At 60.8% G+C, this 21114-nt stretch carries 27 protein-coding genes and 1 pseudogene; 18 read left to right on the plus strand and 10 right to left on the minus strand.

The features are described 5' to 3' along the window. Positions 1 to 665: 665 nt before the first annotated feature. Positions 666 to 770: a putative RiPP precursor gene (locus P9230_RS05370; protein WP_278053378.1), complete on the minus strand. Its 105-nt coding sequence runs from the start codon at positions 768 to 770 to the stop codon at positions 666 to 668. Between the two features lie 361 nt (positions 771 to 1131). Next, the gene (locus tag P9230_RS05375; protein WP_278053380.1) at positions 1132 to 1341 is read right to left on the minus strand and encodes a hypothetical protein; all 210 of its coding nucleotides are present in this window, start codon (positions 1339 to 1341) and stop codon (positions 1132 to 1134) included. A gap of 1408 nt (positions 1342 to 2749) precedes the next feature. Here P9230_RS05375 and P9230_RS05380 point away from each other — a divergent pair. Continuing rightward, entirely contained in the window at positions 2750 to 3073 is a 324-nt protein-coding gene (locus P9230_RS05380; protein ID WP_082953717.1) for a hypothetical protein, read from the plus strand. 332 nt (positions 3074 to 3405) lie between these two features. Here P9230_RS05380 and P9230_RS05385 read toward each other — a convergent pair whose 3' ends face one another. Next, complete coding sequence (locus tag P9230_RS05385) at positions 3406 to 3633, minus strand: hypothetical protein (RefSeq protein WP_067320564.1); 228 nt, start codon at positions 3631 to 3633, stop codon at positions 3406 to 3408. A 974-nt stretch (positions 3634 to 4607) separates the two neighbouring features. Between P9230_RS05385 and P9230_RS05390 the strand changes: the two genes are divergently transcribed. Further along, a complete protein-coding gene (locus tag P9230_RS05390) occupies positions 4608 to 4793 on the plus strand; it encodes a DUF3606 domain-containing protein (RefSeq protein ID WP_066994850.1) in 186 nt (61 codons plus the stop codon). A 93-nt stretch (positions 4794 to 4886) separates the two neighbouring features. On the opposite strand, the gene P9230_RS05395 is transcribed toward P9230_RS05390, so the two are convergent. Beyond that, positions 4887 to 5477, minus strand: a complete 591-nt coding sequence (locus P9230_RS05395; protein WP_278117729.1) for a KTSC domain-containing protein — start codon at positions 5475 to 5477, stop codon at positions 4887 to 4889. A gap of 198 nt (positions 5478 to 5675) precedes the next feature. Here P9230_RS05395 and P9230_RS05400 point away from each other — a divergent pair, with 198 nt between their 5' ends. Then, positions 5676 to 5984: a hypothetical protein gene (locus P9230_RS05400; protein ID WP_127239691.1), complete on the plus strand. Its 309-nt coding sequence runs from the start codon at positions 5676 to 5678 to the stop codon at positions 5982 to 5984. Between the two features lie 40 nt (positions 5985 to 6024). On the opposite strand, the gene P9230_RS05405 is transcribed toward P9230_RS05400, so the two are convergent. The 3 genes from P9230_RS05405 to P9230_RS05415 form a co-directional block, all read right to left on the minus strand. Beyond that, positions 6025 to 6252 (minus strand): DUF768 domain-containing protein, encoded by a 228-nt coding sequence (locus P9230_RS05405; RefSeq protein WP_095779498.1) that lies wholly within the window; start codon positions 6250 to 6252, stop codon positions 6025 to 6027. Next, a complete protein-coding gene (locus P9230_RS05410; protein ID WP_067320556.1) occupies positions 6249 to 6431 on the minus strand; it encodes a hypothetical protein in 183 nt (60 codons plus the stop codon). Before P9230_RS05410 ends, P9230_RS05405 begins: the two co-directional genes overlap by 4 nt. A 217-nt stretch (positions 6432 to 6648) precedes the next feature. Next, positions 6649 to 7638, minus strand: a complete 990-nt coding sequence (locus P9230_RS05415; protein WP_278118342.1) for an SDR family oxidoreductase — start codon at positions 7636 to 7638, stop codon at positions 6649 to 6651. Positions 7639 to 8040: 402 nt separating this feature from the next. On the opposite strand from P9230_RS05415, the gene P9230_RS05420 reads away from it, so the two are divergent. The 3 genes from P9230_RS05420 to P9230_RS05430 all read left to right on the plus strand — a co-directional run bounded on the left by P9230_RS05420 (position 8041) and on the right by P9230_RS05430 (position 9644). Continuing rightward, on the plus strand, positions 8041 to 8343 hold the full coding sequence (locus tag P9230_RS05420; RefSeq protein ID WP_066994825.1) for a DUF982 domain-containing protein: 303 nt from the start codon (positions 8041 to 8043) through the stop codon (positions 8341 to 8343). Between the two features lie 109 nt (positions 8344 to 8452). Further along, entirely contained in the window at positions 8453 to 8974 is a 522-nt protein-coding gene (locus P9230_RS05425; RefSeq protein ID WP_278117731.1) for a ferritin-like domain-containing protein, read from the plus strand. A gap of 277 nt (positions 8975 to 9251) precedes the next feature. Further along, the gene (locus tag P9230_RS05430) at positions 9252 to 9644 is read left to right on the plus strand and encodes a low affinity iron permease family protein (RefSeq protein WP_278117733.1); all 393 of its coding nucleotides are present in this window, start codon (positions 9252 to 9254) and stop codon (positions 9642 to 9644) included. A gap of 55 nt (positions 9645 to 9699) precedes the next feature. Here P9230_RS05430 and P9230_RS05435 read toward each other — a convergent pair whose 3' ends face one another. Then, complete coding sequence (locus tag P9230_RS05435; protein WP_278117735.1) at positions 9700 to 9942, minus strand: hypothetical protein; 243 nt, start codon at positions 9940 to 9942, stop codon at positions 9700 to 9702. Positions 9943 to 10308: 366 nt separating this feature from the next. On the opposite strand from P9230_RS05435, the gene P9230_RS05440 reads away from it, so the two are divergent. The 9 genes from P9230_RS05440 (at position 10309) to P9230_RS05480 (ending at position 16575) form a co-directional block, all read left to right on the plus strand. After that, on the plus strand, positions 10309 to 10626 hold the full coding sequence (locus P9230_RS05440) for a hypothetical protein (RefSeq protein WP_278117737.1): 318 nt from the start codon (positions 10309 to 10311) through the stop codon (positions 10624 to 10626). A 457-nt stretch (positions 10627 to 11083) separates the two neighbouring features. Beyond that, positions 11084 to 12058: an alpha/beta hydrolase gene (locus P9230_RS05445; RefSeq protein WP_278117739.1), complete on the plus strand. Its 975-nt coding sequence runs from the start codon at positions 11084 to 11086 to the stop codon at positions 12056 to 12058. Between the two features lie 93 nt (positions 12059 to 12151). Beyond that, positions 12152 to 12583: a hypothetical protein gene (locus P9230_RS05450; protein ID WP_127239686.1), complete on the plus strand. Its 432-nt coding sequence runs from the start codon at positions 12152 to 12154 to the stop codon at positions 12581 to 12583. Beyond that, on the plus strand, positions 12580 to 13800 hold the full coding sequence (locus tag P9230_RS05455) for an Nramp family divalent metal transporter (protein WP_278117740.1): 1221 nt from the start codon (positions 12580 to 12582) through the stop codon (positions 13798 to 13800). Before P9230_RS05450 ends, P9230_RS05455 begins: the two co-directional genes overlap by 4 nt. Further along, on the plus strand, positions 13800 to 14159 hold the full coding sequence (locus P9230_RS05460; protein ID WP_067320534.1) for a hypothetical protein: 360 nt from the start codon (positions 13800 to 13802) through the stop codon (positions 14157 to 14159). Before P9230_RS05455 ends, P9230_RS05460 begins: the two co-directional genes overlap by 1 nt. A 2-nt stretch (positions 14160 to 14161) precedes the next feature. Continuing rightward, positions 14162 to 14488 carry a hypothetical protein gene (locus P9230_RS05465; RefSeq protein ID WP_278117742.1) on the plus strand — a complete coding sequence of 109 codons (327 nt, stop codon included), beginning with the start codon at positions 14162 to 14164 and terminating at the stop codon, positions 14486 to 14488. Beyond that, complete coding sequence (locus P9230_RS05470) at positions 14454 to 15290, plus strand: hypothetical protein (protein ID WP_278117744.1); 837 nt, start codon at positions 14454 to 14456, stop codon at positions 15288 to 15290. The genes P9230_RS05465 and P9230_RS05470 overlap by 35 nt, the downstream gene beginning before the upstream one ends. Next, positions 15287 to 15679 carry a phage holin family protein gene (locus P9230_RS05475; protein WP_127323778.1) on the plus strand — a complete coding sequence of 131 codons (393 nt, stop codon included), beginning with the start codon at positions 15287 to 15289 and terminating at the stop codon, positions 15677 to 15679. The genes P9230_RS05470 and P9230_RS05475 overlap by 4 nt, the downstream gene beginning before the upstream one ends. Continuing rightward, positions 15676 to 16575 (plus strand): hypothetical protein, encoded by a 900-nt coding sequence (locus P9230_RS05480; RefSeq protein WP_278117746.1) that lies wholly within the window; start codon positions 15676 to 15678, stop codon positions 16573 to 16575. The genes P9230_RS05475 and P9230_RS05480 overlap by 4 nt, the downstream gene beginning before the upstream one ends. A gap of 163 nt (positions 16576 to 16738) precedes the next feature. Here the strand turns inward: P9230_RS05480 and P9230_RS05485 are convergent, their stop codons facing one another. Next, a complete protein-coding gene (locus tag P9230_RS05485) occupies positions 16739 to 17710 on the minus strand; it encodes a nucleoside hydrolase (protein ID WP_095802621.1) in 972 nt (323 codons plus the stop codon). Positions 17711 to 17962: 252 nt separating this feature from the next. Beyond that, positions 17963 to 18578: pseudogene (locus P9230_RS05490) on the minus strand (hypothetical protein). A 181-nt stretch (positions 18579 to 18759) separates the two neighbouring features. Between P9230_RS05490 and P9230_RS05495 the strand changes: the two are divergent. The 3 genes from P9230_RS05495 (at position 18760) to dctP (ending at position 21091) form a co-directional block, all read left to right on the plus strand. Continuing rightward, on the plus strand, positions 18760 to 19332 hold the full coding sequence (locus P9230_RS05495; protein ID WP_095827618.1) for a DUF1003 domain-containing protein: 573 nt from the start codon (positions 18760 to 18762) through the stop codon (positions 19330 to 19332). A gap of 160 nt (positions 19333 to 19492) precedes the next feature. Next, complete coding sequence (locus tag P9230_RS05500) at positions 19493 to 19921, plus strand: hypothetical protein (protein WP_278117749.1); 429 nt, start codon at positions 19493 to 19495, stop codon at positions 19919 to 19921. Positions 19922 to 19972: 51 nt separating this feature from the next. Continuing rightward, a complete protein-coding gene (gene dctP, locus P9230_RS05505; protein WP_067320507.1) occupies positions 19973 to 21091 on the plus strand; it encodes a TRAP transporter substrate-binding protein DctP in 1119 nt (372 codons plus the stop codon). The last annotated feature ends 23 nt before the right edge of the window (positions 21092 to 21114 follow it).

The following is a 21114-nucleotide window of genomic DNA, read 5'->3' on the forward strand; positions in this document are numbered from 1 at the left end:
CGGCGCATTCGGGTCAGGGCAATCGACGCTTGGCACCTTTCCGCAGGGTGATGCGGGATCATTGCCCGCACCACCATACCGCTCTACGAGTTTTGCGAACCCGTAGGCGAAGGCGGCGAGAAGCGCCAGGACAACCGCTATCCGAACGGCCATTGGAGATTATACCCCGGTCGGCCTGCGGATAGTAATCACTACTGCTATCCCGGCGAGCCGCCGGCCAGGCTGAATTAGCCGGATCAGCAGAAGAGCCCGCCGCACCTCCTCCGCGGGCGGGCTCTTTGCGTCGGGGTCAACCCGACCAAGGCGCGCTCGACCGTCTCTGTTTGCCGGGAGCTGCGCCCAGAAAGCGAACTGCAGCGGCACAGAATTGTTCCAAGACAGACAAGAGAGCCCGCTCGCCTGAGGTCGAACGGGCTACGCCTTCGCGCGGCGCGGTGAACCTCGGCCGGAGACACACGCCGCGCGACCCAACCGGGACGATTGGCAGAATGATCGCTTCCGCCGATGCGACAGAAGTCCGAGAGGCTGACGCTTTGGTCCCCATGCTGAAACCTAAGCCTCGCTGCATCATTTGATAGAGCCGGTGAGGAAGTGCGTCACCTTCCTAGTCGGTAGCAGCTAGATAGATGCCCGCCATTTCCTGCCTGGAGTGACGGGCATCGTCCTTATTGGGACGCCGCGCCGTTCACGAGCGAGACGACGATCACGGCCGTAACGGCGGACAGGCGGTCACGCTTGACCAGGACGGGCTTTTCATAGGTGCGCTTCATGGCGAATCCCCCTTGCTGAAGTTGGCTCGCCGATCTGGCTGAGGCAGCACCCGACCGTCATTTAAAAAAGGTGTAGGTCCGGAAGTAGCGACGCAAGGGCCGAAGCACGCGGAAAGCGGCGCTGATCGACGACAAGGCCCTACAGACAAGGCCATACAAAAGAAAAGCCCGCCGACCAAAGCCGACGGGCCATCTTCCCTCAAAACTGCTGTGCGCCCCGTTCCCAGATGGTCCGCCGGATTCCGAGAACCCCGCACAAGCGTTTCCTAATACAGTCGCGCCCAAAGGGCTGTAGCCCAGCGGCAACAATGACGAATATTCACAAGAGGCGAGCGGCAGGCAGTCCAGTCCGTTCAGACCGTTACCTACCTAACGGTAGCCTGGATAGCGAAACGAGTTCATTCTCGTCCACAATTCCCACCATGAAGTTGGCGATGATGCGAGAGGCCAGCGCCTCACGTTGCTCGGTCGTTTGACTATCATTTTTCAAGCGGTCGAAGACGCGGGCCAGAAATTCCAGCTCTTCCGGATCGAAAATTTCCGCTTCCAGTGCTCTTTGGCGGATCGCCATGGCGGTGAACTCCTATTCGGGCCTGGCTCTGCCGGCAGGCTTGCGCATGCGAACCCCAATGGGGAAACTCGAATTTGATTTCAATATGGAACTCCCGGGAGCGTTCCCTTAGCGCGAGATCTAAAAGAAAGGCCCGCCCCTGATGGGAGCCAGGGAGCGGGCCTGCGGAGAATGGGAGGCTCCGCCCGGCGGCTGTGCACAGATCGGGAGGGAATTGCGCCGCCGCGCCCCAAACCTCTTCGAATGCGAGGTGTTCCGCGATGGCGGAACATTTTTGGTGATCCGTTTGTCTCGGGCAGGAGGAGTGTTTCCGTACCGGTTGTCATCGGCATAGGCTTTGCCATCGTTCAAGCCTGCGCACGCTGACACACCCTCTGTTTCATTTCAGGACGGAATATGCTGGCATCAGCCTTGCAAATAGGATGATGCCGGTACCCTCCCGGGTCGGCACTCGTCGGGCTTGGGGCTGGGCTATGGGGCGGCGAGCCCGGCGAGTTCTCAATACGTTAGCAACTGCTTGTAGACATAGATGAACAGGCGGATAATCAGGCCACGCGCGTACGAGGAGCTTTGAGGGAATTCCAGCCATGCGACCGATCCTGCTGATCGTCGCCGCCCTTGCCGCGTTCTTCATCTGGGATGGCGTGGCGAACAAAGGCGCCTATCGAATTGCGCTGATGAAAACATAGACCAGTCCGAGCACTTCCCAGGTCTAGTGCGGGTTGGTTGAACCAATGATTTGAAAGCATTGTCGCTCCGGACGGAAGTCGGACATCCAAACGCATTGGTCCCAGTACTGAAACATTAAGCCCGTTCCGACATTTGGTAGAGCCGGCGGAATCCTTCAGTCGTCGGCGGAGAGAGGTCAGGTACCCGCCATACACTCCCCCGGGTGGCGGGTACCTGTTTGAGTTTTCAGCCGTCAAGCCGCCTTCGCGGTGCTGCTTCGCACATGAAGGGTATCGACCTACAAGTTCAGTGGACCAGAAAGCCCGTCGCGCAATGGCGCAAGCGCGACGGGCTTCTGTTGCTTACGGAGTAGTGCGGCCGCACCCTGAATGGGAGAAAACGAGTGTGGTCGCATGTTACCAACCCGACCGCACCGTTCGGGTTCCATCAGCCTGCTCGAATATTAGCGCCAGCTTGAAGCCGTAATATTGGCTGCACTGATCCGGCTCGGCTTTATCCTTATGAATGCGTTCCGGCTATACAATCAGGGGTATATGCTCATTGGTCAGCCGGCGCCGTGTTGCGATTCCGAGCCCCCGCCGGTCAGGCCCGGCTCAATTCTGGCCTTTTTCGGCCAGAGAGCCGGGCCGCTCCGGACACCGGCGCGGTGTACGCCTTTTGGAGAACTACTTTCTTTGCAGACAGCAATTAAAGTATCTTGCAGGAAAGGAGTGCTAAAATGCCGAATGAGAGCAAAAGGCTTATTGAAAAGAATTCCGAAAAGCTTGTTTCAGAGGCCAACGCGCGCCGCGATTTTCTCAAGCAGGCTGGACGCTTTGCTGCGGTGACGCCTCCGGCCATTACATTGCTGCTCGGCACAAGCTTGAACTCCAAGGCGATTGCCAAATCGGGAGGAACACGTCCGGGCAATGGATGGGGTGACAAGAACCACGGTCACGTCGGTCCCAAGCCAAAGTTTCTTAGATCCGGCAACGGAAGGTCGCGGGGGGACAGCTATGGCGGCGGAGCCCATGGGGGCTCGAGGTCCGGCGATCCCAACTAGTGCCGTCGAGGAACGACCTCTTCCCGCTCTACTGAGGTTAGACAGGCCGGCGCATTGGTCGTTATGCTAGAAACAACTTGCCCGATGCATCATTTGGTAGGACCGGCGAGGAAATGCGTCACCTTCTTCGTCGGCAGCAGTGAAATAGATGCCCGCCATTCCTGGAATGACGGGCATCTGTTGCGTCTCTCGGCTAGAGCGCTCTCCCAGTGCTGCATCGCCTGAGGATCATTTCACACAAGCTCTTCCGAACGCGCTCATTTTGCTCAGAACCCGTCTACGCGAACTTCGGCTTTAGTGGACTTGTTCCAGCCGAGGGCACCAGGCTCGCTTTAGCGAACCTTCTCGAGTTCTTCCAACAGCTGGTCAGCGTCAGTTACACCGCGTCCAAAAAGGCTCATGACTTTGACCGCGACGTTTTCCCGCTCGTCCTTGCGTTCGATTTTGTGACTGGAGCAGTAGTCACTCACCGCCTTGGCCAGAATGTTGACCTCTGCAGGTTCAACTATACCGCATCCCGCACTTTTGGGCGGGACAGCATTGCGATTGCTTCCACGCATCGTTTACCTCACCCCGATACGCCACAACGGGGAAAGGATACACCCAAAAAAAGTCAGCTACGAGTCAATTGGATCGGACTGAGGTCCCGGGCAAATAGCCGATTGCCTCCATGCTGCGCTACCGAGCAACGGCCGCCCACCGAACTTTTGTCCGGCGTCACTGCGCGGTCTGTGAATTTCGTCTCGGCAGGAGCCCTATCGGCTTGGTTCGCGCATGACATTATAGAGCAGCAGGCCGGCCAGTAACGACACGACTGCGCTTAGCATATCATCGCCGGTCAGCCCTGATGAATATGCGAAAGTTGATGCCAGCTCGGCCATCGTTCGACCCAAGGAGTGCGGGATTGCCCGAGGAGAACTTTTAGATGCCGCTAAAGTTCCTTGTGAGCGCTGGCGGGCTGTCTGCTCATGCCGCGAAGGTGTTTCGGGCTCGTATCGGGGCCAGTGTGAACGCCGTCAGAGACGGCACATTCATCTTCGGCCGGAAATCCCATTCCCAAGCGGAGGAACGCTAGACCCGTTGCCGTGACCCGCCAAGGTTAGACAACGGGCCTAGCTATCGGTTCGCTTCTCAAGTCGGTGACACTGTCGCCGCAAACCGAACCCAACTCCAAAGCCCAGGGCAACGCCCGCCCAGGTCATCTACGCAGTTCATTAGCAGGTCCGCAGTAACAAATGTTAATGGTACACTACTGGCTTGGCGAGAAAGGCGCCGCTGGAGGAAAGACTGACGCAAGCGACCTTGGCCCGTCGCAGCGCCCAAGGGATCCGCGCAACGGGCCAAGTAACCCGGCCTTCGGCTTTGTTGAGGCCGGTCCTCCCATCCTCCGCCGTGGCGGGCGGAGTGACGTTAATCCTGCACGAGCGAGCAGTCCGTTTTCGATAACTTTTGTTAGTCCCGCCTAAAATTGCCGCTTGCCGCGCCTGGAACATTCCTGCGCGGCCGCTGTTATTCCCTGCCGGAGGAACAAGCGATGGCAGACGACAAGAGCAAGCGTGGTGGCAGTGACCGCAACCGGGTATCAGCGGACGATGACTACGAAGTCCGGCATTTCGCCAACAAGGTCGGGCTGACGGCGCAACAGGTTCGCGATCTCATTAAACAGCACGGCAACGACCGGAAGACCTTGGAACGCGAGGCCGAAAAGCTTCGCGGATGACCAAGAGCTCCAACGCAGCGGCGATCGCCGGGATCCACGCCAAATCATGAGCAGCGCAGCACGAGCCGCTTGAACTGGACGCTGAATAGCCGGTCAATCATCGTCATCGCTTGTGACGCGACGATATCGGAAGCGATTGCGGATGTGCGCGTTGAAAAAGCGGCCCTTGGCAAAGGCTGATCGGAATGCCGCGAACGTCTCCGGCGGCACCCCCTCGAACTCGTAGCGTTTCCCGCTGGTCACAAACCATACGGAAAGAATGCCTTTGGCCGGATCGTATTTTGTTTTCTTGATCGAGGTGGATGGCATGGCGCGGCACCCGGTGGTCTGGCATAGAGCGAACGATCCGGCCGGCCTTTTGTTTCCGAAGCTAATGAGTGAGAGCCAAGTCTCGCAGCCGACGCCGCCGTCCCAGATGCGGACGGGCAGCGGCAGCGCGAGCGCCGCATCCCATGGCATCGAAAAAGCCCGCAGACCGGAGCCTGCGGGCTGAGTATTCTGGAGGTTGGTACCTGAGTGCGCAAACCTGGCAACGTGCGCAGCAGGCATCCAATCAACAAAATCCGACAGCGACCGTTCCCTAAAATTCTGGACCTCGGCCACCGGTCCCAGCGAATGCGGGACAAATGTCGTACGGGCCAACTCAAAGGTCGGGGGCAGGAAACATCTTGCGAGAAATTTCATTGGGTCGCGACTGGCGAGGATCAGCCCCTGCCACCCTCGAGGTCATCTCAACAGACGGAGAGTTCGCAAAGGTTGCCAGGCAGGCCGAGCGGCTGGGCGATAGCAGGTAATGGCAAATCAGTCTGTTCATCGGCCCCCGCACTGTTCGAGGCTCTTATCCTCGGTCTGGCACTTAAGATTGGAACCACGGAGGCAATTATGATCGAAATTTCCAACGCCTTGGCCACCAAGTTGACGGGTCTCCAAGAAAGGCTGCGGGCGGCCAACGTGAGCATGGATGACATGCAGGCATTTCAAAGGGTCGCCGACCATATGGACAACGGTCGCGGCGGCATCGACGCCGACGATCTGATCGCGCTCTCCTTTGTCATGTCGGATGACGCTGAGCGATCGCAGATGGAAACAGCGCCGGCGATCGAGCCTGCAGCCCATAGGCAGCATCGGTCCGTCGGCCGATCCCGCGGCGCGAAAGGGACGGGCTACATCGTTCCGCGCAAGGCGGGCTGAACGCGCCCCTATCCGGGTTAATTGCAGGCTGCCTTGGCTTTCAATCGGACTTGCCCGAGTCCTCAAGTCCGACGATTGCAGCCAATATGGCATCGTAAGCGCTCCCGATCTCCTCTTCAATCTCATGCTCGGAAACACCTGCGGCCTTCGCATCTGCAAAGAGCTTGGTCGTCAATTCCGCGACGGAAATGATGTCAGCGCCGACGCTGCCGCGCATCACGTTGTTGGTAATCCATTCGCCAAAGAATTCGGCCCCGCGTTCGCTCATAGGCGATGCCGCGCCTTCAGAAAATGAGCCTCTCGAAGCAGGGAATTCCAATCGGTCCCGATCAACTCGATCAGTTCGCGGGCTTGCTCTTCGGAAATGTCTGCCTCCCTGGCCAATCGGCCGGCCAGGATCTCAACGGCACCGTCATGCGAGTCGCCTTTGTCGGTGTGCTCGTTCATCGAAACCTCCTAGCCTTGAAAACTGCCGAATGGCCGACAGGTTCAGGCTTGTGCCGAAAAATCTGAATTCCTTCGGACTCTTCCCAGCGTCTGCGACTGCCTTGCCGGCCGTTTGGCCAACCAGATTATCTGGGCGGCCCGTCAGGCCGGATTACCAAGACGGCCGGCGGATCGAGAACCGCCTTTTTCATCAAGACCTTCATATAGGCGGCCGCGGTCAATAGCCCCCAATGATCGGCAGTATCTCGCCGGTGATATAGCTGGAGCATTGCGGCGAAGCGAGAAATACATAGGCAGGCGCGATCTCTTCCGGCTGGGCTGGCCGTTTCATCGGGGTCTTTGCGCCAAACTGCGAGACCTTCTCCGCTTCCTTCTCCGACGGGTTCAGCGGCGTCCAAACCGGCCCCGGCGCCACGGCATTGACGCGAATGCCCTTGCTGATCAGGTTACCAGAGAGCGCCCGGGTGAAGGCGTGAATGCCGCCCTTGGTCATCGAATAATCGATGAGTTCCTTCGAGCCTTCGATGCCGGTGACCGACCCGGTGTTGATGATGGCCGAACCCGGCTTCATATGCGGAACGGCTTCCTGGGCCATGTGGAAGTAGCCGTAGAGATTTGTCTTCAGCGTGGTGTCGAAGTGCTGCTCGGTGAGGTCGGCGAAATCGGTCGAATGCACCTGGAAGGCAGCGTTGTTGACGAGCACGTCGAGCCTGCCGAAGGCCTTCAGCGTCCGCTCCACCGCCTTGTGGCAGAAGGTCCGCCTGGCCACGTCGCCGCGCATGATGATGCAGCGCCTGCGTTCGGCCTCGACTGCCTGCTTTGTCGTCTTCGCGTCGCGATCCTCGCTGAGATAGGCGATGGCGATATCCGCCCCTTCCCGGGCGAACAACACGGCAACTGCGCGGCCGATGCCGGAATCGCCTCCGGTGATCAGCGCCACCTTGCCTTCCAATTTGTTCGATCCCTGCCAGAACGGCGCGTCGTAGAGCGGCGCGGGCTCGATCGCCCATTCCTCGCCGGGTTTCGGATGATGCTGCTTCGGGAAAGGCGGCACTGGGTATTCCCGCGCGCCGGCCTGCATGGCGCCTTCTGATTTGGATTTGCCGTTCGACTTGGCGCGATCGGTCGCGTCGACCTTGCGTTGCACGCTCCGCTGCTTGCTGGCCGCCTGCTCGGAGGTGGATTTGGTACGCGGGGCCGATTTCATCGGTGTGGCGGAGTCGGTCATCCTGTCGGATTTCGTCGGCATCGGTGTCTCCTTCGCTTTCGAGGGACAACGCACGCGAACAGAAAAGGTTGGCCTCGCTCCGAAGCTGCCGGCTCTCAATCCGGACATCGGTCGCGACATCCGCCGGGACCTCAACCACGGCCGCCACCACCGCCGGCGCCGCTCGCCGGGACAGCGATCAGTAAGGAGCACGTTTTTTGACCGCCACGGGCCGGCTGAATGCAACTACCCGGCGGCAGCTTCGTTTTATGCGATCTCAAACAGGCGGTAGCACCATGAAATCCTTTCGGACCGATAATCCCTTGGCGGCGGCGCCGACCGCGGACCTCTTCGTCGGGCCCGCCCGGGCTGCGTGCGAATGGCTAGGACGGTGAAAGAGCCTTGAGCAGATTTCTGCCCCTCACCATCCACTTCGTCAACGGCGGCACGATGATGGTGTCGTCGATCGCTGACGCCAAGAAGGCGCTTGGCCGGAAATGGAAGAGCAAGGACTCACCAGCCTATCGCAAGGCGGTTCGGCTGGTGGAAGACGCGACCAACGGGATTTGCCGGCCGGCAATCGCCTTTGCCGCCTTCAAGAAGGCGGCCGCCGAGCAGGGTCTGCTGGAGCATGCGGGTCCCAGTGCAGCGCTCAGCATGCTCGACCAACTTTCGTCCCGCAACGGCAAGGGCACGCCGAAGTAACGCTCGCGCACCTCGGCTCGTCGTCCCGGCTTCAAAAAATATTTCGCGGGAACATCGGTCGATCCCACCGGTTTTGTTTGGTCAAGAAAGTCGAACGAAGGAGACGTCGATGGCAAAGAAAATTTCGTCCGGCGCGGCGAACGGCTTGGAAAGCCTGTTCGTGGATGGCCTAAAAGACCTTTATTATGCAGAGAAAAAGATCCTGAAGACGCTGCCGAAGATGGCCAAGGCGGCGCAGTCACAGGAAGTGGGCGCGGCCTTCGAAAAGCATCGCACCGAGACTGAAGCTCAGGTCGACCGGCTCGAGCAGGTTTTCGAAATGCTGGGCAAGCCGGCGCGCGGCAAGACGTGTCCCGCGATCGATGGCATCATTGAAGAGGGTTCGGAGATCCTCGAGGAATACAAGGACGAGCCGGCGCTCGACGCGGGCCTTGTGGCTGCCGCCCAGGCGGTCGAGCATTATGAAATAGCGCGCTACGGCACGCTGATTGCCTGGGCGGAGCAATTGGGCCTGAAAGACGCCCTCCCCTTGCTGCGCGACACCCTCAAGGAAGAATCCGCTACCGACGAGACACTTAGCAAGCTCGGCGAAAGCGGTGCGAACAAGCGGGCCATGCAGGCGGCCGCGTAAGGCGCCCGATAAACGCTTATTCGCATGCCAAAAGTCGACTTGGCGACGCGGCCCCGGTCTCTTTGACCGGGGCCGCGATTAATGACGGGGCCCGCCTCCTCGCGAAACGCTGAGCGGTCGCCTTCTTGGCGTCGCGCCGCCTTCAGTTGACTTCTTGCCGGTACCCAGCGCCGACCGACAGGATAGACCGCTCCACCTCGGTGCAGTTCATCCGGTACGATATCGTCAGGCTGGCTTGGCGGGAAATTTCGTCAGGGTGAAAGTCCGGAGTTCAACATTGGAAAAAGCATTCAATCGGCTCGCGGAGAATGTCGCCCATGCCGGGGGCCGTGCATGGGCCTTCGTCTTGTGCGTGGTTTCGGTGGTCCTCTGGGCCATTGCCGGCCCGGCCTTTCATCATTCCGAGACTTGGCAGCTGATCATCAACACCGCGACGACGATCGTTACTTTCCTGATGGTTTTCCTGATTCAAAACACCCAGAACCGCGACGGCGTGGCCATTCAGGCGAAGCTCGATGAGCTCATTCGCTCAGGCCGCGCAAAAAACGACTTCATCGGCATCGAGCATCTCACGGAAGCGGAGGCCCAAGAATTCAAAGCTAGGTGTGCCGAGGCCAAGCCCGCCAGCCACGGGACGATCGCATCTCACGCCGAAAGCCGCTCTGCCTAAAGCATATCCACCGAAAGTCGAAACCGGCTTCGGACCAAGACGTGCCTGACAGGCTTTAGTCGCCACGATGCTTGTTGTGGCCGCTTTCCTGATTCTTGCCGCGAAGGATGTTGCGATCATTGGGGTCGACGAGGTCGGGCGTGTCGCTCCTGAGGTCCGAACCTTTCCGCCGCGCTTCGCGCTCCGCGGCCGGCTGCTTCAGCTCCGCCTTGGCGTCGAATTCCTTGGGCGCGTTCTTCGTGTTCTCACGTTCTTCCAGGATGCGCACTTGCTGGTCATGGGTTCTGCGTCCGCTCATCGGTTCCTCCTGTTCTTTTGTCGGTAACGGCAGTTGGACTCGAACGTTCCGAACATGCGCAAGGCGTTTCGGGTGCCTAAATGTCAGGGCGCCAGATGACCTAATCACGCGGGAAATCGAAACCGACTGCGAGGTGTCGAGGAGGTGATCCGGTCGATCGAGGGACGCTGCTGAGGAGCCGCCATTCCTGCGCTAAGCTTTCCAGATCGACCGGAGGCCGCAACTTCCCGGCGGGCCGTGCATGAGCGATCCCGTCTGCCGCGAAGATCCTCGTTGTAACCGCTCAGACGAAAGACGCGGCAACGCAAGCTCCGCCAGAGGAACATTGGCAGACGGCGGCCGTTCTCAGCTCGAAGGAGGCGGCTCATGAGTGCAACCAGGGAGTTCTTTCGAAGCTGGCTCGAGGAGAACGTCGGGAACTTGCCTGCCGACACGCAAGTCAGCGTTCCGGTGCTTGTGCGACAGTTCGAGCAGGACGCCGACGCCGCGGGCTACGGGCACGAGGTTCGCGAGGAGGAAATCGGCAATATCGAAGATGCAATCGAGCGGGCGCTCGACATGACCGCCGAGCAGGAGGACCCGACAGAATCAAATCCGCGGAAAGAGACCTCGCTTGCCCCGGTCATTGAAGCTCTCGAGGAGTCGGAACCGGCACAGGCGGAAGACCATGAGGATCGGGACTGACCGACTGCCGCACGGGATAGCCGGAACAAAGAGACAGCTCGCCTGTTGGGCTGCTTCTGAACAGATCGGCACGTGATCCGCCGACGTGGCAGGCCAGATAGGTAAGTAAGCCAATGACGAAGCATTCTGCAAAGGACGATCCGTCCAAACTGGGATCGGACAGTGACCGGGCGAGCGAGCAAGGCACAAAGCGAACAGATAAGCGTCTGCCGCAGGAAGATCCTGTCGAGGGCGCGCGTGACACGGTGGAACGCGAGCTTGAACGGCAAGATCGACCGGTCGACGCTGAGGGAAGAGAGCGCGAACGCAGGGCTCTCCAGGAACAGGTCGATGAGGAGACGAAGCTGCCTCAGAAGGGCTCGGCCTGAAAGCTCCTTCTTTGGAAGCCAGCGCCTGGGTACATCCGCCGCTTCTCTCAACAGCGGCTTGTGCCATGGCTCCGTAGCAGCACGGGATCATGCCTGACATCGCCACGTTCAACGACGTGGTCCTCCTCCTTGCCGCGGCAGCGGCCGGGCTTGCCCTCTACAATGGCCTGCGAGCGCGGCGGGCGTTACGCGGCCGACGTTTTGGACGCTTCGTCGAAGTCGACGGAGCGCGGCTGCACCTGATCGAGGACGGCCAGGGCATGCCGCTGTTGTTGCTGCATGGCAACGGCTCTTCGGCCGAGGATTTCACGACAAGCGGCATCGTCGACAAAGCGGCCGCAGACTATCGTGTCCTGGCTTTCGACAGACCAGGCTTCGGCAGGAGCTCGCGCCCGATCGGCAGGATCTGGTCGGCCGCCGCGCAGGCCGATCTGATCGATGCCGCGGCCGCGAAACTCGGAATTGGACGCTATATTGTTGTTGGCCACTCTTGGGGTGCCGCGGTTGCGCTCGAGATGGCGCGACGGCGCCCTGGGCGCGTTGCCGGGGTCGTGCTTGTCTCCGGCTACCACTATCCATCGCCAAGGTTCGAACTCGCCTTGTCGGGGTTGCCGATCTTGCCTTTGATCGGAACGGCCTTCCGCCACACCTTGCTGCCGCCGCTGGTCAGGCTTGGCTGGGCTTGGTCAATGCGAAAGATATTTGGCCCGGCGGCGATCTCGGCGGCATTCACCGCAACGACGAGGGAGTTGGCGAGCCGCCCCTCGCAACTGCGGTCGATCGCGGCGGAGTCCTTCCTGATGTGGATCGCAGCGGCGTTTGTGACGCCTCGGCACAACGACATTTCCGTTCCTGTTGGGATAATCGCCGGCGCCGGCGATCAGCTTTTCGACGCGCCGGCCGAGGCGTTTCGGCTGCACGCGGATCTCGCAAACTCGGTAGTCGATATCGTCCCCGATGCCGGGCATATGGTGCACCTGACAGCCCCGCAGGCGGTGCTCGCCATGATCGACAAGATCGCTGCCCTTTCGACCACCGAGGACGCGCAGCGGAGCGACCGATAAGCAGCAGTGCCGTGCAACCGGCCTACGGCGGGGAACCTTCCGATCCACGCCGCTTTATCTCCATGTTCGAAGCAGCAGCAGTGAGAGGAAGCATTGCGCAGCATTGCTCGGCGAAAACTGCCTTTACTGCAGGTGCTTGCACTGACACTTGCTTCCTGCTCCTCGTCTGAAACCGTCGAACAGCAATCGAAGCGTGCCGCCTCGACCGCGCAGGCGGCGGTGCTGGTCACCGATGCCTGGCTCTCCGGCGCCGCGCCGTCCCACTACGCGTCCTCTGCCCTACAATCCTTCGCCGAGACACTCGCCGATGCCGGCCGGCAAGTGGAATCGGCCTCGCCGTCCGATCCTGCGACGCGAGACACGCTGAAGGCGGCGATCAGCCGGCTGTCCACCGCGGCAAGCGGGGCCGACAGCGCGGTCGAGGCCGGACAGCAGGCGCAGGCCAGCCGGGCACGCAACGAGCTTCGCGCCGCGCAGGCGGATCTCGCCACGGCCTATCGCGGCTATTTCGCGCCGCAACGATGAAGAAGCTGCTGGAAATTTCGCTTGGCGTCGTGACCAGCGTTGGTGGCTTCCTGGAGGTCGGTTCGATGGCGACAGCGGCGCAGGCAGGCGCCCTGTTCGGCTTCCAACTCATCTGGGCGATCGTGCTTGGCACCATCTGCATCATCTTCCTGGTCGAGATGGCCGGTCGCTTCGCCGCCGTGAGCCATCACACCATCGCCGACGGTATCCGCGAACGCTTCGGCTTCAATGCTTTCCTTTGGCCGCTGCTTGCAGTCGTGCTGGTCAATTTCCTGGTCCTCTCGGCAGAAATAGGCGGGGTTGCCATCGCTGCCGAGCTTGCCACCGGCATCAGCTTTCAATGGTGGGCATTGCCAGCGGCTTTCCTCGCGTGGCTGCTGCTGTGGAAAGGCACGTTCGGCCTCATCGAGAAAGGCATGTCGATGCTTGGCCTGATCACGCTCTGCTTCGTCGTCGCCGCGGTGATGCTGAAGCCCGAATGGAAACAGGCGGCTGCCGGTGCCGTGCCCAGCCTGCCGCAACACGATACGGCGAACTACTGGTTCATGGCCGTCAGCATCCTCGGTGCTTCCATCTCGCCCTACCTTTTCATGTTCTATTCCTCGGGCGCGGTCGAGGATCAATGGGACAAGAGCTATCTCGGCACCAATCGGGCGATTGCCGGTCTCGGCATGAGCTTCGGAGGAACGATCTCCGTGGCCGTGCTGATCGTGGCCGCGCTTGTGCTCGGCGCCCATGGCGTGAACCATGTGGACGACTACAACCAGCTCCCGCTGATGCTGATCTCGGTGTTCGGCTTCTGGGGCTTCGTCCTTTTCGTCGCATCGCTCGGCATCGCCTGTTTCGGAGCCGCTCTGGAAGTGGCGCTGCAGCAGGCTTATCTCGTCGCGCAAGGGTTCGGCTGGACCTGGGGCGAGGATCTCAAGCCGCGCGACGATCCCGGCTTCAGTCTCGTCTACACGCTCACGCTTTTTCTTGCAGCCGTTCCGATAGCGATTGGTCTCGACCCGCTGAGGCTCACCATCTTCTCAATGGCGTTGACCGCCGCCAGTCTGCCGCTGACGGTTGTTCCGTTCCTCTTCCTGCTGAATGACGAGCGCTATGTCGGCCAGCACCGCAACGGCGTCATCTCTAATGCCGCCGTGATCTTCGTCATCGCGCTCGGCTTCGTGCTGGCGGTGGTGACTATTCCCCTGCAGATATTCGGAGGCACCTGATGCAGCTGCTGCGCGATATCCTGGACAAGCAGGTCGTCGACCGCGAGCAGGTCAAGATCGGCAAGGTGGATGGACTGGTCGCCGAGCTGAGGCAGGGCAAGCCGCCGAGGGTCGTTGCGGTCGAGCTTGGCGCGATCGCGCTGGCCCGACGGCTTGGCGCTCGGCCTGGGCGATTAACGGCGCGGCTGGCCGCAAGGCTGAGCGGGAAGCAGCAGGCACGGCCGCATCGCATCGCCTGGACCAAGGTGCGCGACATCGGCGTCGACATCGAATTCGATATCGACGTGCGCAGGACCAAGATCTTGGCCTGGCAGAGCTGGCTGCGAGATCGCATCGTCGGCCGAATCCCGGGAGCCTAAGGATGGCAAATGTGAATCTCGAGCATCTGGCTGGCCGGCGCGTTCTCACGCAGGGCAGGAGCATCGGCCATATCGAGGAGGTCATCGCTGAGCAGGACGGCGACGACCTCGTCGTCACCGAATTCCATGTCGGCATCTTCGCAGCTTTTGAACGCCTGTCGGCCTCGGCCATCGGCACCGCATTGCTCGACTTTTTCGCGCTGCGCCGCCGCGAGGGCCTCTACCGCATACCTTGGGACAAGCTCGATATCTCCGATCCGGCGCAGCCGCGGCTGCTCTGTTCGGATGACGAGCTTGCCGGCTTCGGAGGCGCCGATCGGGGTAAGTAGCTACTTACAAAAAATCCTGGTCACGGAAGGGAACATCGCGGCGGGCGCGAAGTTGGAACAGGCAAGGAGGAGCCTGCGCCATGAACAGTGTCATCTATCTTATCGGTCTCATCGTGGTCGTGCTCGCGATACTCTCCTTTCTCGGCTTTCACTAGGAGGCGTCATGCAGCGCGAAAATAATCAGGGCCGCGAGCCGGCCGGCTTCGCCAAGGCGAAGAACGAAGTTTCCGATCGAGTTAAGAAAGAAACCCAAAGCGCCGGCGAAGCACTCCACGATGCCCGCGACGAGGTTGCTCGCAGGGCGGTCGACTATGCGTCGGAAGCACAGGAGGCCCTGTCGGAAAGGGCCGAGGACACGCAGCGCGACATCGGATCGAGCCTGGCGGCATTAGGCGGCGCTCTGCGTGCCGCAAGCGACCATCTGGCCAACAGCGACCAGAGCTCGGCGTCGAATTTCATGCGGGATGCGGCAGGCGGACTGGAAAGGCTGTCCTCCTCGTTGAAGGAGAAGCCCTTCGGCGAGGTGCTTGAGGACATTCAAAACTTCGGCCGCCAAAATCCCGGCACTCTGATCGCCGGTTCGGTGCTGGCAGGACTGGCGCTCGGACGGTTCATAAAGGCTTCTCCCCCCGAAACGCGCCGCGCGGGGCAGAGCGCAGCTACACCACGGAAGACCGGGAAGACTGGTAGGGAAACGAGCAGGCAGACTGGTGCGCAGGCGAGCGAGCCATGGGATGACGCGACGACCAATTGGGGCGTCGACGGCGGCGCTCCCAGGAAGGCAGCGGAGCTAAAGAAATGAACACTCAAGACAACCAAAGCCTCGGCACTCTGGTCGCCGATCTGGCACAGCAGGTGAGCACGCTGGTGCAAACGGAGGCCAGACTCCTGCGGGCGGAGCTATCCGAGAGCGTGACTAAAGCGGAGGCCGGCGCCGTCGGGGTTCTGGGCGGCGCGGTATGTCTCCTCGCCGCGCTGATGGTGCTGCTGCAAGCGCTCGTCATTGCCCTGACCCGCCTCGGCCTTGGCGCCGGCTGGTCCGCCTTGCTCGTAGGAGTGGTCGTTGCCGTGCTGGGTGTCATCCTCTTGCGCACCGGCATGGCAAGCATGTCGCCCTCCGAGCTGGCGCCGGATCGTACGCAGGAGCAACTGAAGCGTGACGCGAACGTAATCAAGGAACAAGCGAGATGAGCGACAAATCCGCAGCCGAACTCGAACGCGAAGCCGAGGCCACGCGAGCAAGGGTGGTGGCGACCGCCGAATCCATTCGAGGCAAGATGACGCCCGGCCAGCTCTTCGATGAGTTCACCGGTATTTTCAGCGGCGGTGCAGGCTCCGACATGCTCCACAACCTGAAGGCTCAGGTGCGAGACAATCCTCTGCCATTGACCGTAATCGGCGCCGGTCTGGCCTGGCTGATGCTGGGCAGCGGCGCTTCCGCCGCAACCGCCGCGCCTAGCTACGCGACCCGTCGCGGTTCCGACCGCCATGACGGCACATCTACGGCTGGAACCGGAGCCATGACTTCGGACACCTATGCCTCTGTCGGCGACATGGCCAGCGGTGCGGCCGGCAGTGTCTCGGGAATGGCCAGCAGTGCGGCCGGCACCATGTCTGACATGGCGAGCAGCGCAGCCGGTAGCGTATCTGACATGGCAAGCGGCGCGGCGGAGACGCTGACGAACTCGGCGACAGCCACGGCCGACATGGCGACGAGGGCCACTCGTTCCGCGCAGCAGTTGATGGAGGATCAGCCTCTTGCAGTTGCTGCTGTCGGTCTCGCGATCGGAGCAGCGATCGGCGCGATGCTGCCCCACACGCAACTCGAAGACGAGCGGCTCGGCGGCTATCGCGAACAGCTTCGCGAAAGGGCCGAGGACGCGATCGAGAAGGGCGTCGACCAGGTGAAGCAGGTTGCAGCCGAAGCCTACCAGGCGGCCAGCGACGAAGCAGGACGGCAGGCGTCGAGTGAAGGCACGCTCGCTGACAAGGTCAGCGATGTCGTCAAGTCCGCCGCCGACAAAGCCGATCAGGCGGTGCACCGGAGGCTGTCCGATACCGAACCGTCGACAACGAACAAGTCCTGATCTGAACAGACCGGATCGGTTTGCAAGAATCGCGTTCGAGGAACAATTCGCGTCGGGCAAGTCTGGTGAACCATTCGAGCCCGACCCGTTGGATGGCTGCGGGTAGAAGCCGCGCCACAGGCTCGGCCGCGCTATCGCGGCTCTCTCGCCGGAGCGAGCCTTTTTAGCTTTGTGGGGATGGCTCCAAACTTCCCCTGCAGACAGCGTAAATCCTCGCCAAGATTCCTGCAGCATCGCCACCAACGCACACCGACTGGACTGGACGCTGATCCCATTCGTTCGGTGAGTAACTGGCGGCGCCCAGTCTCTGCACGGTCATACCTGCCGCCGGGCCGTCCTCCAGCACGATGATCGAACCGGATCGGGTGGCGAATAAGTGCGGGTCGGTCAGGTAGACCGCGGCGCTGCAGTCGTGCACAAGCATACCCGCTTCGCCCCATTGCAGGTAGAAGTCGATGTAGCCTTGCGACAGTGCGGCTACCATTTGCATGGCGGCATCGGCACCTTCCGAGGCCGCGGCGAGATCCTGTCGCGTCATCACCGTTCGATTTGTGAGATTGAGCGGAACCGCGGTCACTTTCCACGAGGCTGCAAACACTCGATCGGCTGCCTTCGGATCTGCGTAGATATTGGCCTCGGCAACGGGCGACACATTGCCAGGGACTTCGAACGCGCCACCCATGACGACGACGTCCTGAACCAGATCTGCTATCGCCGGATCGGCCTCCAGTGCCCGCGCCAAGTTGGTCAAGCCTCCGACAGCAAGCAACCGCACCTGACGCGGATTCTGCCGGACGGTATCGACGATGAATCGCGCGGCAGTGTCCTTCTCCTCCCGCGCGTCCTGGGCAATAGGATAATCCCCCAGCCCGTTCGCGCCATGAACATGGACAGGATAGGGGTGCGGCGCGCCGGACCAGTTTAGCGGAACGGGAGCACCGGCGTGAACGGGCGCTTTGATTCCCCAAGCCTCGGCGAGGAACCTGGCATTGCGCGTTGTAACCGATATCGATGCGTTGCCGAAGACGGTCGTGATGCCGAGCAGTTCGATGTTCGGATGACGGTGCAGGTAAAGCAGCGCAAGGGCATCGTCTACGCCAGGATCGGTATCGAAAAGAATTCTCTGCTTTGTCATGTCTCTATGGTCACGCTCTTTCCCACACTGCCGCCAATTATCTTTGCCAGCCTTCGAGACGCGCGGCTGACAGAATCGTGGCTCCAAGTGTCACCACCGAAGAGTATCGTGAATATGTCGCCGGGTGACGCGCTTGGCGCGTTTCTCGTCGGCGCGCCGGTCTCTCGCCGCCCGGTGGGGACCGCGAGGCCGACATCGCTGTCCTCAAAGGGCGCTGCGGTCCGCCCAAACGATGACACGGCGCTCCCTACCTCAGCGGAGGAGCCCGTTGCGCTCGAAGTCTTCCCAGCCGCGCAGGTTGGAGTGGACTGCCTCGCTTTGGCTGTCGTCGGTTGCGGCCGCGCCGCGGCTCTTTTGCGAGCGCTTGAGCGCCGCCTTTGCAGCGGCTCGGCGTCGGTTCTCGGCGGCTCTCGCAGCGTCTTCCTCGCGCCAGACCGCTACAAGGTCACGGTCGGCGCGGATCAAAAACGTGGAAGGTGATTTTCCTCGCGCGTCCACGCAGTTTCACCGTCCGCGTCCCGGCGCTCTGCAAGCGGCCGGCCTTGAGCCAGCGGTGACGCTCGCCCGCCGAGATCGTCAGAATGTCCTCGACCTCGCGAGGCATGACGGGCAGGTCTTCGATGTCCTGCATGGCTTTGGACACGATCGCCGATGCGGCCTCAACATTGGCATGGGAGCCCTCCGGCAGACGCAAGGTAAGAACCCGGGACTCGCTATGGAGCAGGCTTCTCAAGTCCGTCGGAAGGCGAGCGCGCATTTCAAGAAAAATGCCCCTCGCCCGCACCGACGATCCAAGCGTCGCCGCCGGGGATAGCGGCCACTCTGCAACCAGCCGTGCAGTCGAATCGATTTTTCTGCTCGCGGGCATCCCCTTAAGTAGGAGTCCTGCCCTGCGAACTCAACGCGAAGCGAGCCTGCACCGGTCTGCAGCAACCGCTGTTGCATCGGGCAGGATCGCCGGACAGACGCTCGTTCGGCACTCTGGACAGCGGTGAAATGGAGCGAATTGCCAAATAGCGAGTTAGGCTGCCTAGACGGGAGAGACAACAATGAATCCCAAAGCCGCTCCAGAGGATCAGGGCTACGCCACTCCGACCACGCCGGCAGCGGAAGGGCTCGCCCCTGCCCTGGCGCGGAACATCGAGGCACTGGTCGAGAGGCGGAAGCGCGATGCCAAGGCAGCATCGCTGGAGCAGCGCGCGGCGGCGGCAATCAGCAGGTTTGCCGGCAGCATGATGTTCGTCTACATCCACCTCGTCTTCTTTGGCGCCTGGATCGGCCTAAATTTCGGGATCGTGAACTTTATCAAACCCTGGGATCCTTCTCTGGTTATTCTGGCCATGTTCGCCTCGGTCGAGGCGATCTTTCTCTCAACGTTCGTACTGATCAACCAGAACCGCATGGCCGCCCAGGATGATGCGCGGGCAGACCTCGATCTGCAGGTGAGCCTGCTCAACGAGCATGAGACGACCAAGCTCATCAAACTGGTCGAGGAGATCGCGAAGCGCCTGGATGTTCCGACGGAAGCAGACAATGAGTTGAAGGAGCTGAAGCGCGACGTGGCGCCTGAAGCGGTCTTGGACAAGATTAAGGAGGCAACGGGTCAAGCGACGGTCGACTGACCGATCCGTATCCACCGGACGCCAGCAGAAGCTGCTGATCTTGAGGCCTGTCGCGCACTCCATGCTCCCGCCGGGCGCCGCCATCATCCCGCCTGCGCAAATAGCTGGGAGACGCCCGAACGCCATTTGCCAGAGCTGGTTTATACCGCATGGGGAAGTCATGGCGGACGCGCTCGGACTGAGTGTGCCCCCATCTCAATCGCGCAATTCAGCATTGCGTGTCGAACAGCTCATCACCAGCAACTCGCGCGTCCTACATCTGACTGACCTCGCGGGCCTGCAAGGACTCGCTCAGTACGAGCCGATGGCTCTTACCCGAATCCCAATTCTGAAGCATCAGATCGACGCCCCGAGCGCGTCATTGGGCGTGACTCACCAATGGATTTATTACAGCCGCACAGGCATACTATGGATCGGGCGCGCAGTGGTTGAAAATGATTGCGCCGCGTTATGTTATTTACAGGCTGCGCCGGTCCCTGTCGCTATCGTTTGTGGCGTTGGCATCCGGCTGGAAACGACTGCGAAAAAGGAGGCAGCTCTGGTCCCACAAGAACGGGACATCCTTTGCGTCATTGATTTTGCGATTTGAGACCGGCGACGGGCCCATCATCTGCCCGCTTGCCGAACAGGGAGGAAAGCAATGGACGGAGAATCGCGTTCCCAATCAAGGCGAAAGTTTCTGAAGACGAGTGGACTTGTCGCTGGGCTAACGGCGACGGCGGTCACCGCGCCCTGGGTTCGAAGGGCCGGAGCCGCAGACGCAATCACCTGGAAAATCCAAACCTCGTGGCCGGCGGGTGTCGGACTTGAAACCTTCCAAAACTGGTGTGGCACCATCAAGGAAAAAACCGGAGGCCAACTCGAATTTCAGCCGTTCAAGGCAAAGGATATCGTTGGTGACTTCGAACTCCTCGACGGGGTGAAGAACGGCGTTCTGGAAGCGATGAACTCGTTTTCACTTTATTGGGCCGGCAAGCTTCCCGCTACGGCGTTCCTGTCCTCTTACACGTTGGGGCTACGCTATCCGCACGAATGGGATATCTTTTTCTATTCAAAAGGTGGTCTGCAGGCCGCGCGCGACCTTTATGCGAAACAAGGCCTTTACTACGTCAACCGCATTCATCACGGCCCGAACATCATCCACTCAAAGACACCGATCCGCTCAATCGAGGATTTTAGGGATCTGAAACTGCGCGTACCGGGCGGCATGATCGCCGAAACCTTTGCGAAAGCCGGTGCCAAGACGACGTTGCTGCCGGGCGGCGAGGTGTTCTCCGCGCTGGAAAAGGGCACGATCGATGCCGCCGACTACACCGGTCCGGCCGTAAACTGGGCCCTCGGTTTCCAGCAGGTGACCAAGTACATTTCCATGGGTCCAGCCGGTCTGATGTCCGTATACCAGCCCGTCGACCTGATGGACTTTGCCGTCAACATGAATGTCTGGAACCAACTCCCGGACAACCTCAAGAAGTTCGTGGAAGACGAGATCCAAGTCTATTCCAATGCCCATTTCGGCTCGATCCAGAAGGCCGACATGGAGGCTTGGCAAAAATTCCTTGATGCCGGCATTGAAATCAATCGGCTTGGACCGGAGGACCTCCAGAAGTTCCAGGAAATCGCGGTGCCCATCTGGTTCGAGTGGGCCAACAAGGACAAGGACGCAGCGCGCATCTTCAAGTTGCAGCTCGAGGTCATGGAGAACCCGACAGTCGGTTATGTCACTCCGGACATGTACCAGGGGCTGACCATCAACCTGTGAACCCTCTTTTCGCCCGTCCTGAG

The organism is Mesorhizobium sp. WSM4887, from assembly GCF_029625865.1.
GTDB lineage: Bacteria > Pseudomonadota > Alphaproteobacteria > Rhizobiales > Rhizobiaceae > Mesorhizobium.

Coding starts and splice junctions, on each gene's coding strand:
- P9230_RS05480 (WP_278117746.1), top strand. CDS start 15,676: ATGAGCGACAAATCCGCAGCCGAACTCGAACGCGAAGCCGAGGCCACG.
- P9230_RS05375 (WP_278053380.1), bottom strand. CDS start 1,341: ATGGCGATCCGCCAAAGAGCACTGGAAGCGGAAATTTTCGATCCGGAA.
- P9230_RS05460 (WP_067320534.1), top strand. CDS start 13,800: ATGCAGCTGCTGCGCGATATCCTGGACAAGCAGGTCGTCGACCGCGAG.
- P9230_RS05485 (WP_095802621.1), bottom strand. CDS start 17,710: ATGACAAAGCAGAGAATTCTTTTCGATACCGATCCTGGCGTAGACGAT.
- P9230_RS05440 (WP_278117737.1), top strand. CDS start 10,309: ATGAGTGCAACCAGGGAGTTCTTTCGAAGCTGGCTCGAGGAGAACGTC.
- dctP (WP_067320507.1), top strand. CDS start 19,973: ATGGACGGAGAATCGCGTTCCCAATCAAGGCGAAAGTTTCTGAAGACG.
- P9230_RS05405 (WP_095779498.1), bottom strand. CDS start 6,252: ATGAGCGAACGCGGGGCCGAATTCTTTGGCGAATGGATTACCAACAAC.
- P9230_RS05415 (WP_278118342.1), bottom strand. CDS start 7,638: ATGAAATCGGCCCCGCGTACCAAATCCACCTCCGAGCAGGCGGCCAGC.
- P9230_RS05445 (WP_278117739.1), top strand. CDS start 11,084: ATGCCTGACATCGCCACGTTCAACGACGTGGTCCTCCTCCTTGCCGCG.
- P9230_RS05380 (WP_082953717.1), top strand. CDS start 2,750: ATGCCGAATGAGAGCAAAAGGCTTATTGAAAAGAATTCCGAAAAGCTT.
- P9230_RS05370 (WP_278053378.1), bottom strand. CDS start 770: ATGAAGCGCACCTATGAAAAGCCCGTCCTGGTCAAGCGTGACCGCCTG.
- P9230_RS05495 (WP_095827618.1), top strand. CDS start 18,760: ATGAATCCCAAAGCCGCTCCAGAGGATCAGGGCTACGCCACTCCGACC.
- P9230_RS05385 (WP_067320564.1), bottom strand. CDS start 3,633: ATGCGTGGAAGCAATCGCAATGCTGTCCCGCCCAAAAGTGCGGGATGC.
- P9230_RS05465 (WP_278117742.1), top strand. CDS start 14,162: ATGGCAAATGTGAATCTCGAGCATCTGGCTGGCCGGCGCGTTCTCACG.
- P9230_RS05475 (WP_127323778.1), top strand. CDS start 15,287: ATGAACACTCAAGACAACCAAAGCCTCGGCACTCTGGTCGCCGATCTG.
- P9230_RS05425 (WP_278117731.1), top strand. CDS start 8,453: ATGGCAAAGAAAATTTCGTCCGGCGCGGCGAACGGCTTGGAAAGCCTG.
- P9230_RS05400 (WP_127239691.1), top strand. CDS start 5,676: ATGATCGAAATTTCCAACGCCTTGGCCACCAAGTTGACGGGTCTCCAA.
- P9230_RS05435 (WP_278117735.1), bottom strand. CDS start 9,942: ATGAGCGGACGCAGAACCCATGACCAGCAAGTGCGCATCCTGGAAGAA.
- P9230_RS05455 (WP_278117740.1), top strand. CDS start 12,580: ATGAAGAAGCTGCTGGAAATTTCGCTTGGCGTCGTGACCAGCGTTGGT.
- P9230_RS05390 (WP_066994850.1), top strand. CDS start 4,608: ATGGCAGACGACAAGAGCAAGCGTGGTGGCAGTGACCGCAACCGGGTA.
- P9230_RS05410 (WP_067320556.1), bottom strand. CDS start 6,431: ATGAACGAGCACACCGACAAAGGCGACTCGCATGACGGTGCCGTTGAG.
- P9230_RS05500 (WP_278117749.1), top strand. CDS start 19,493: ATGGCGGACGCGCTCGGACTGAGTGTGCCCCCATCTCAATCGCGCAAT.
- P9230_RS05395 (WP_278117729.1), bottom strand. CDS start 5,477: ATGAAATTTCTCGCAAGATGTTTCCTGCCCCCGACCTTTGAGTTGGCC.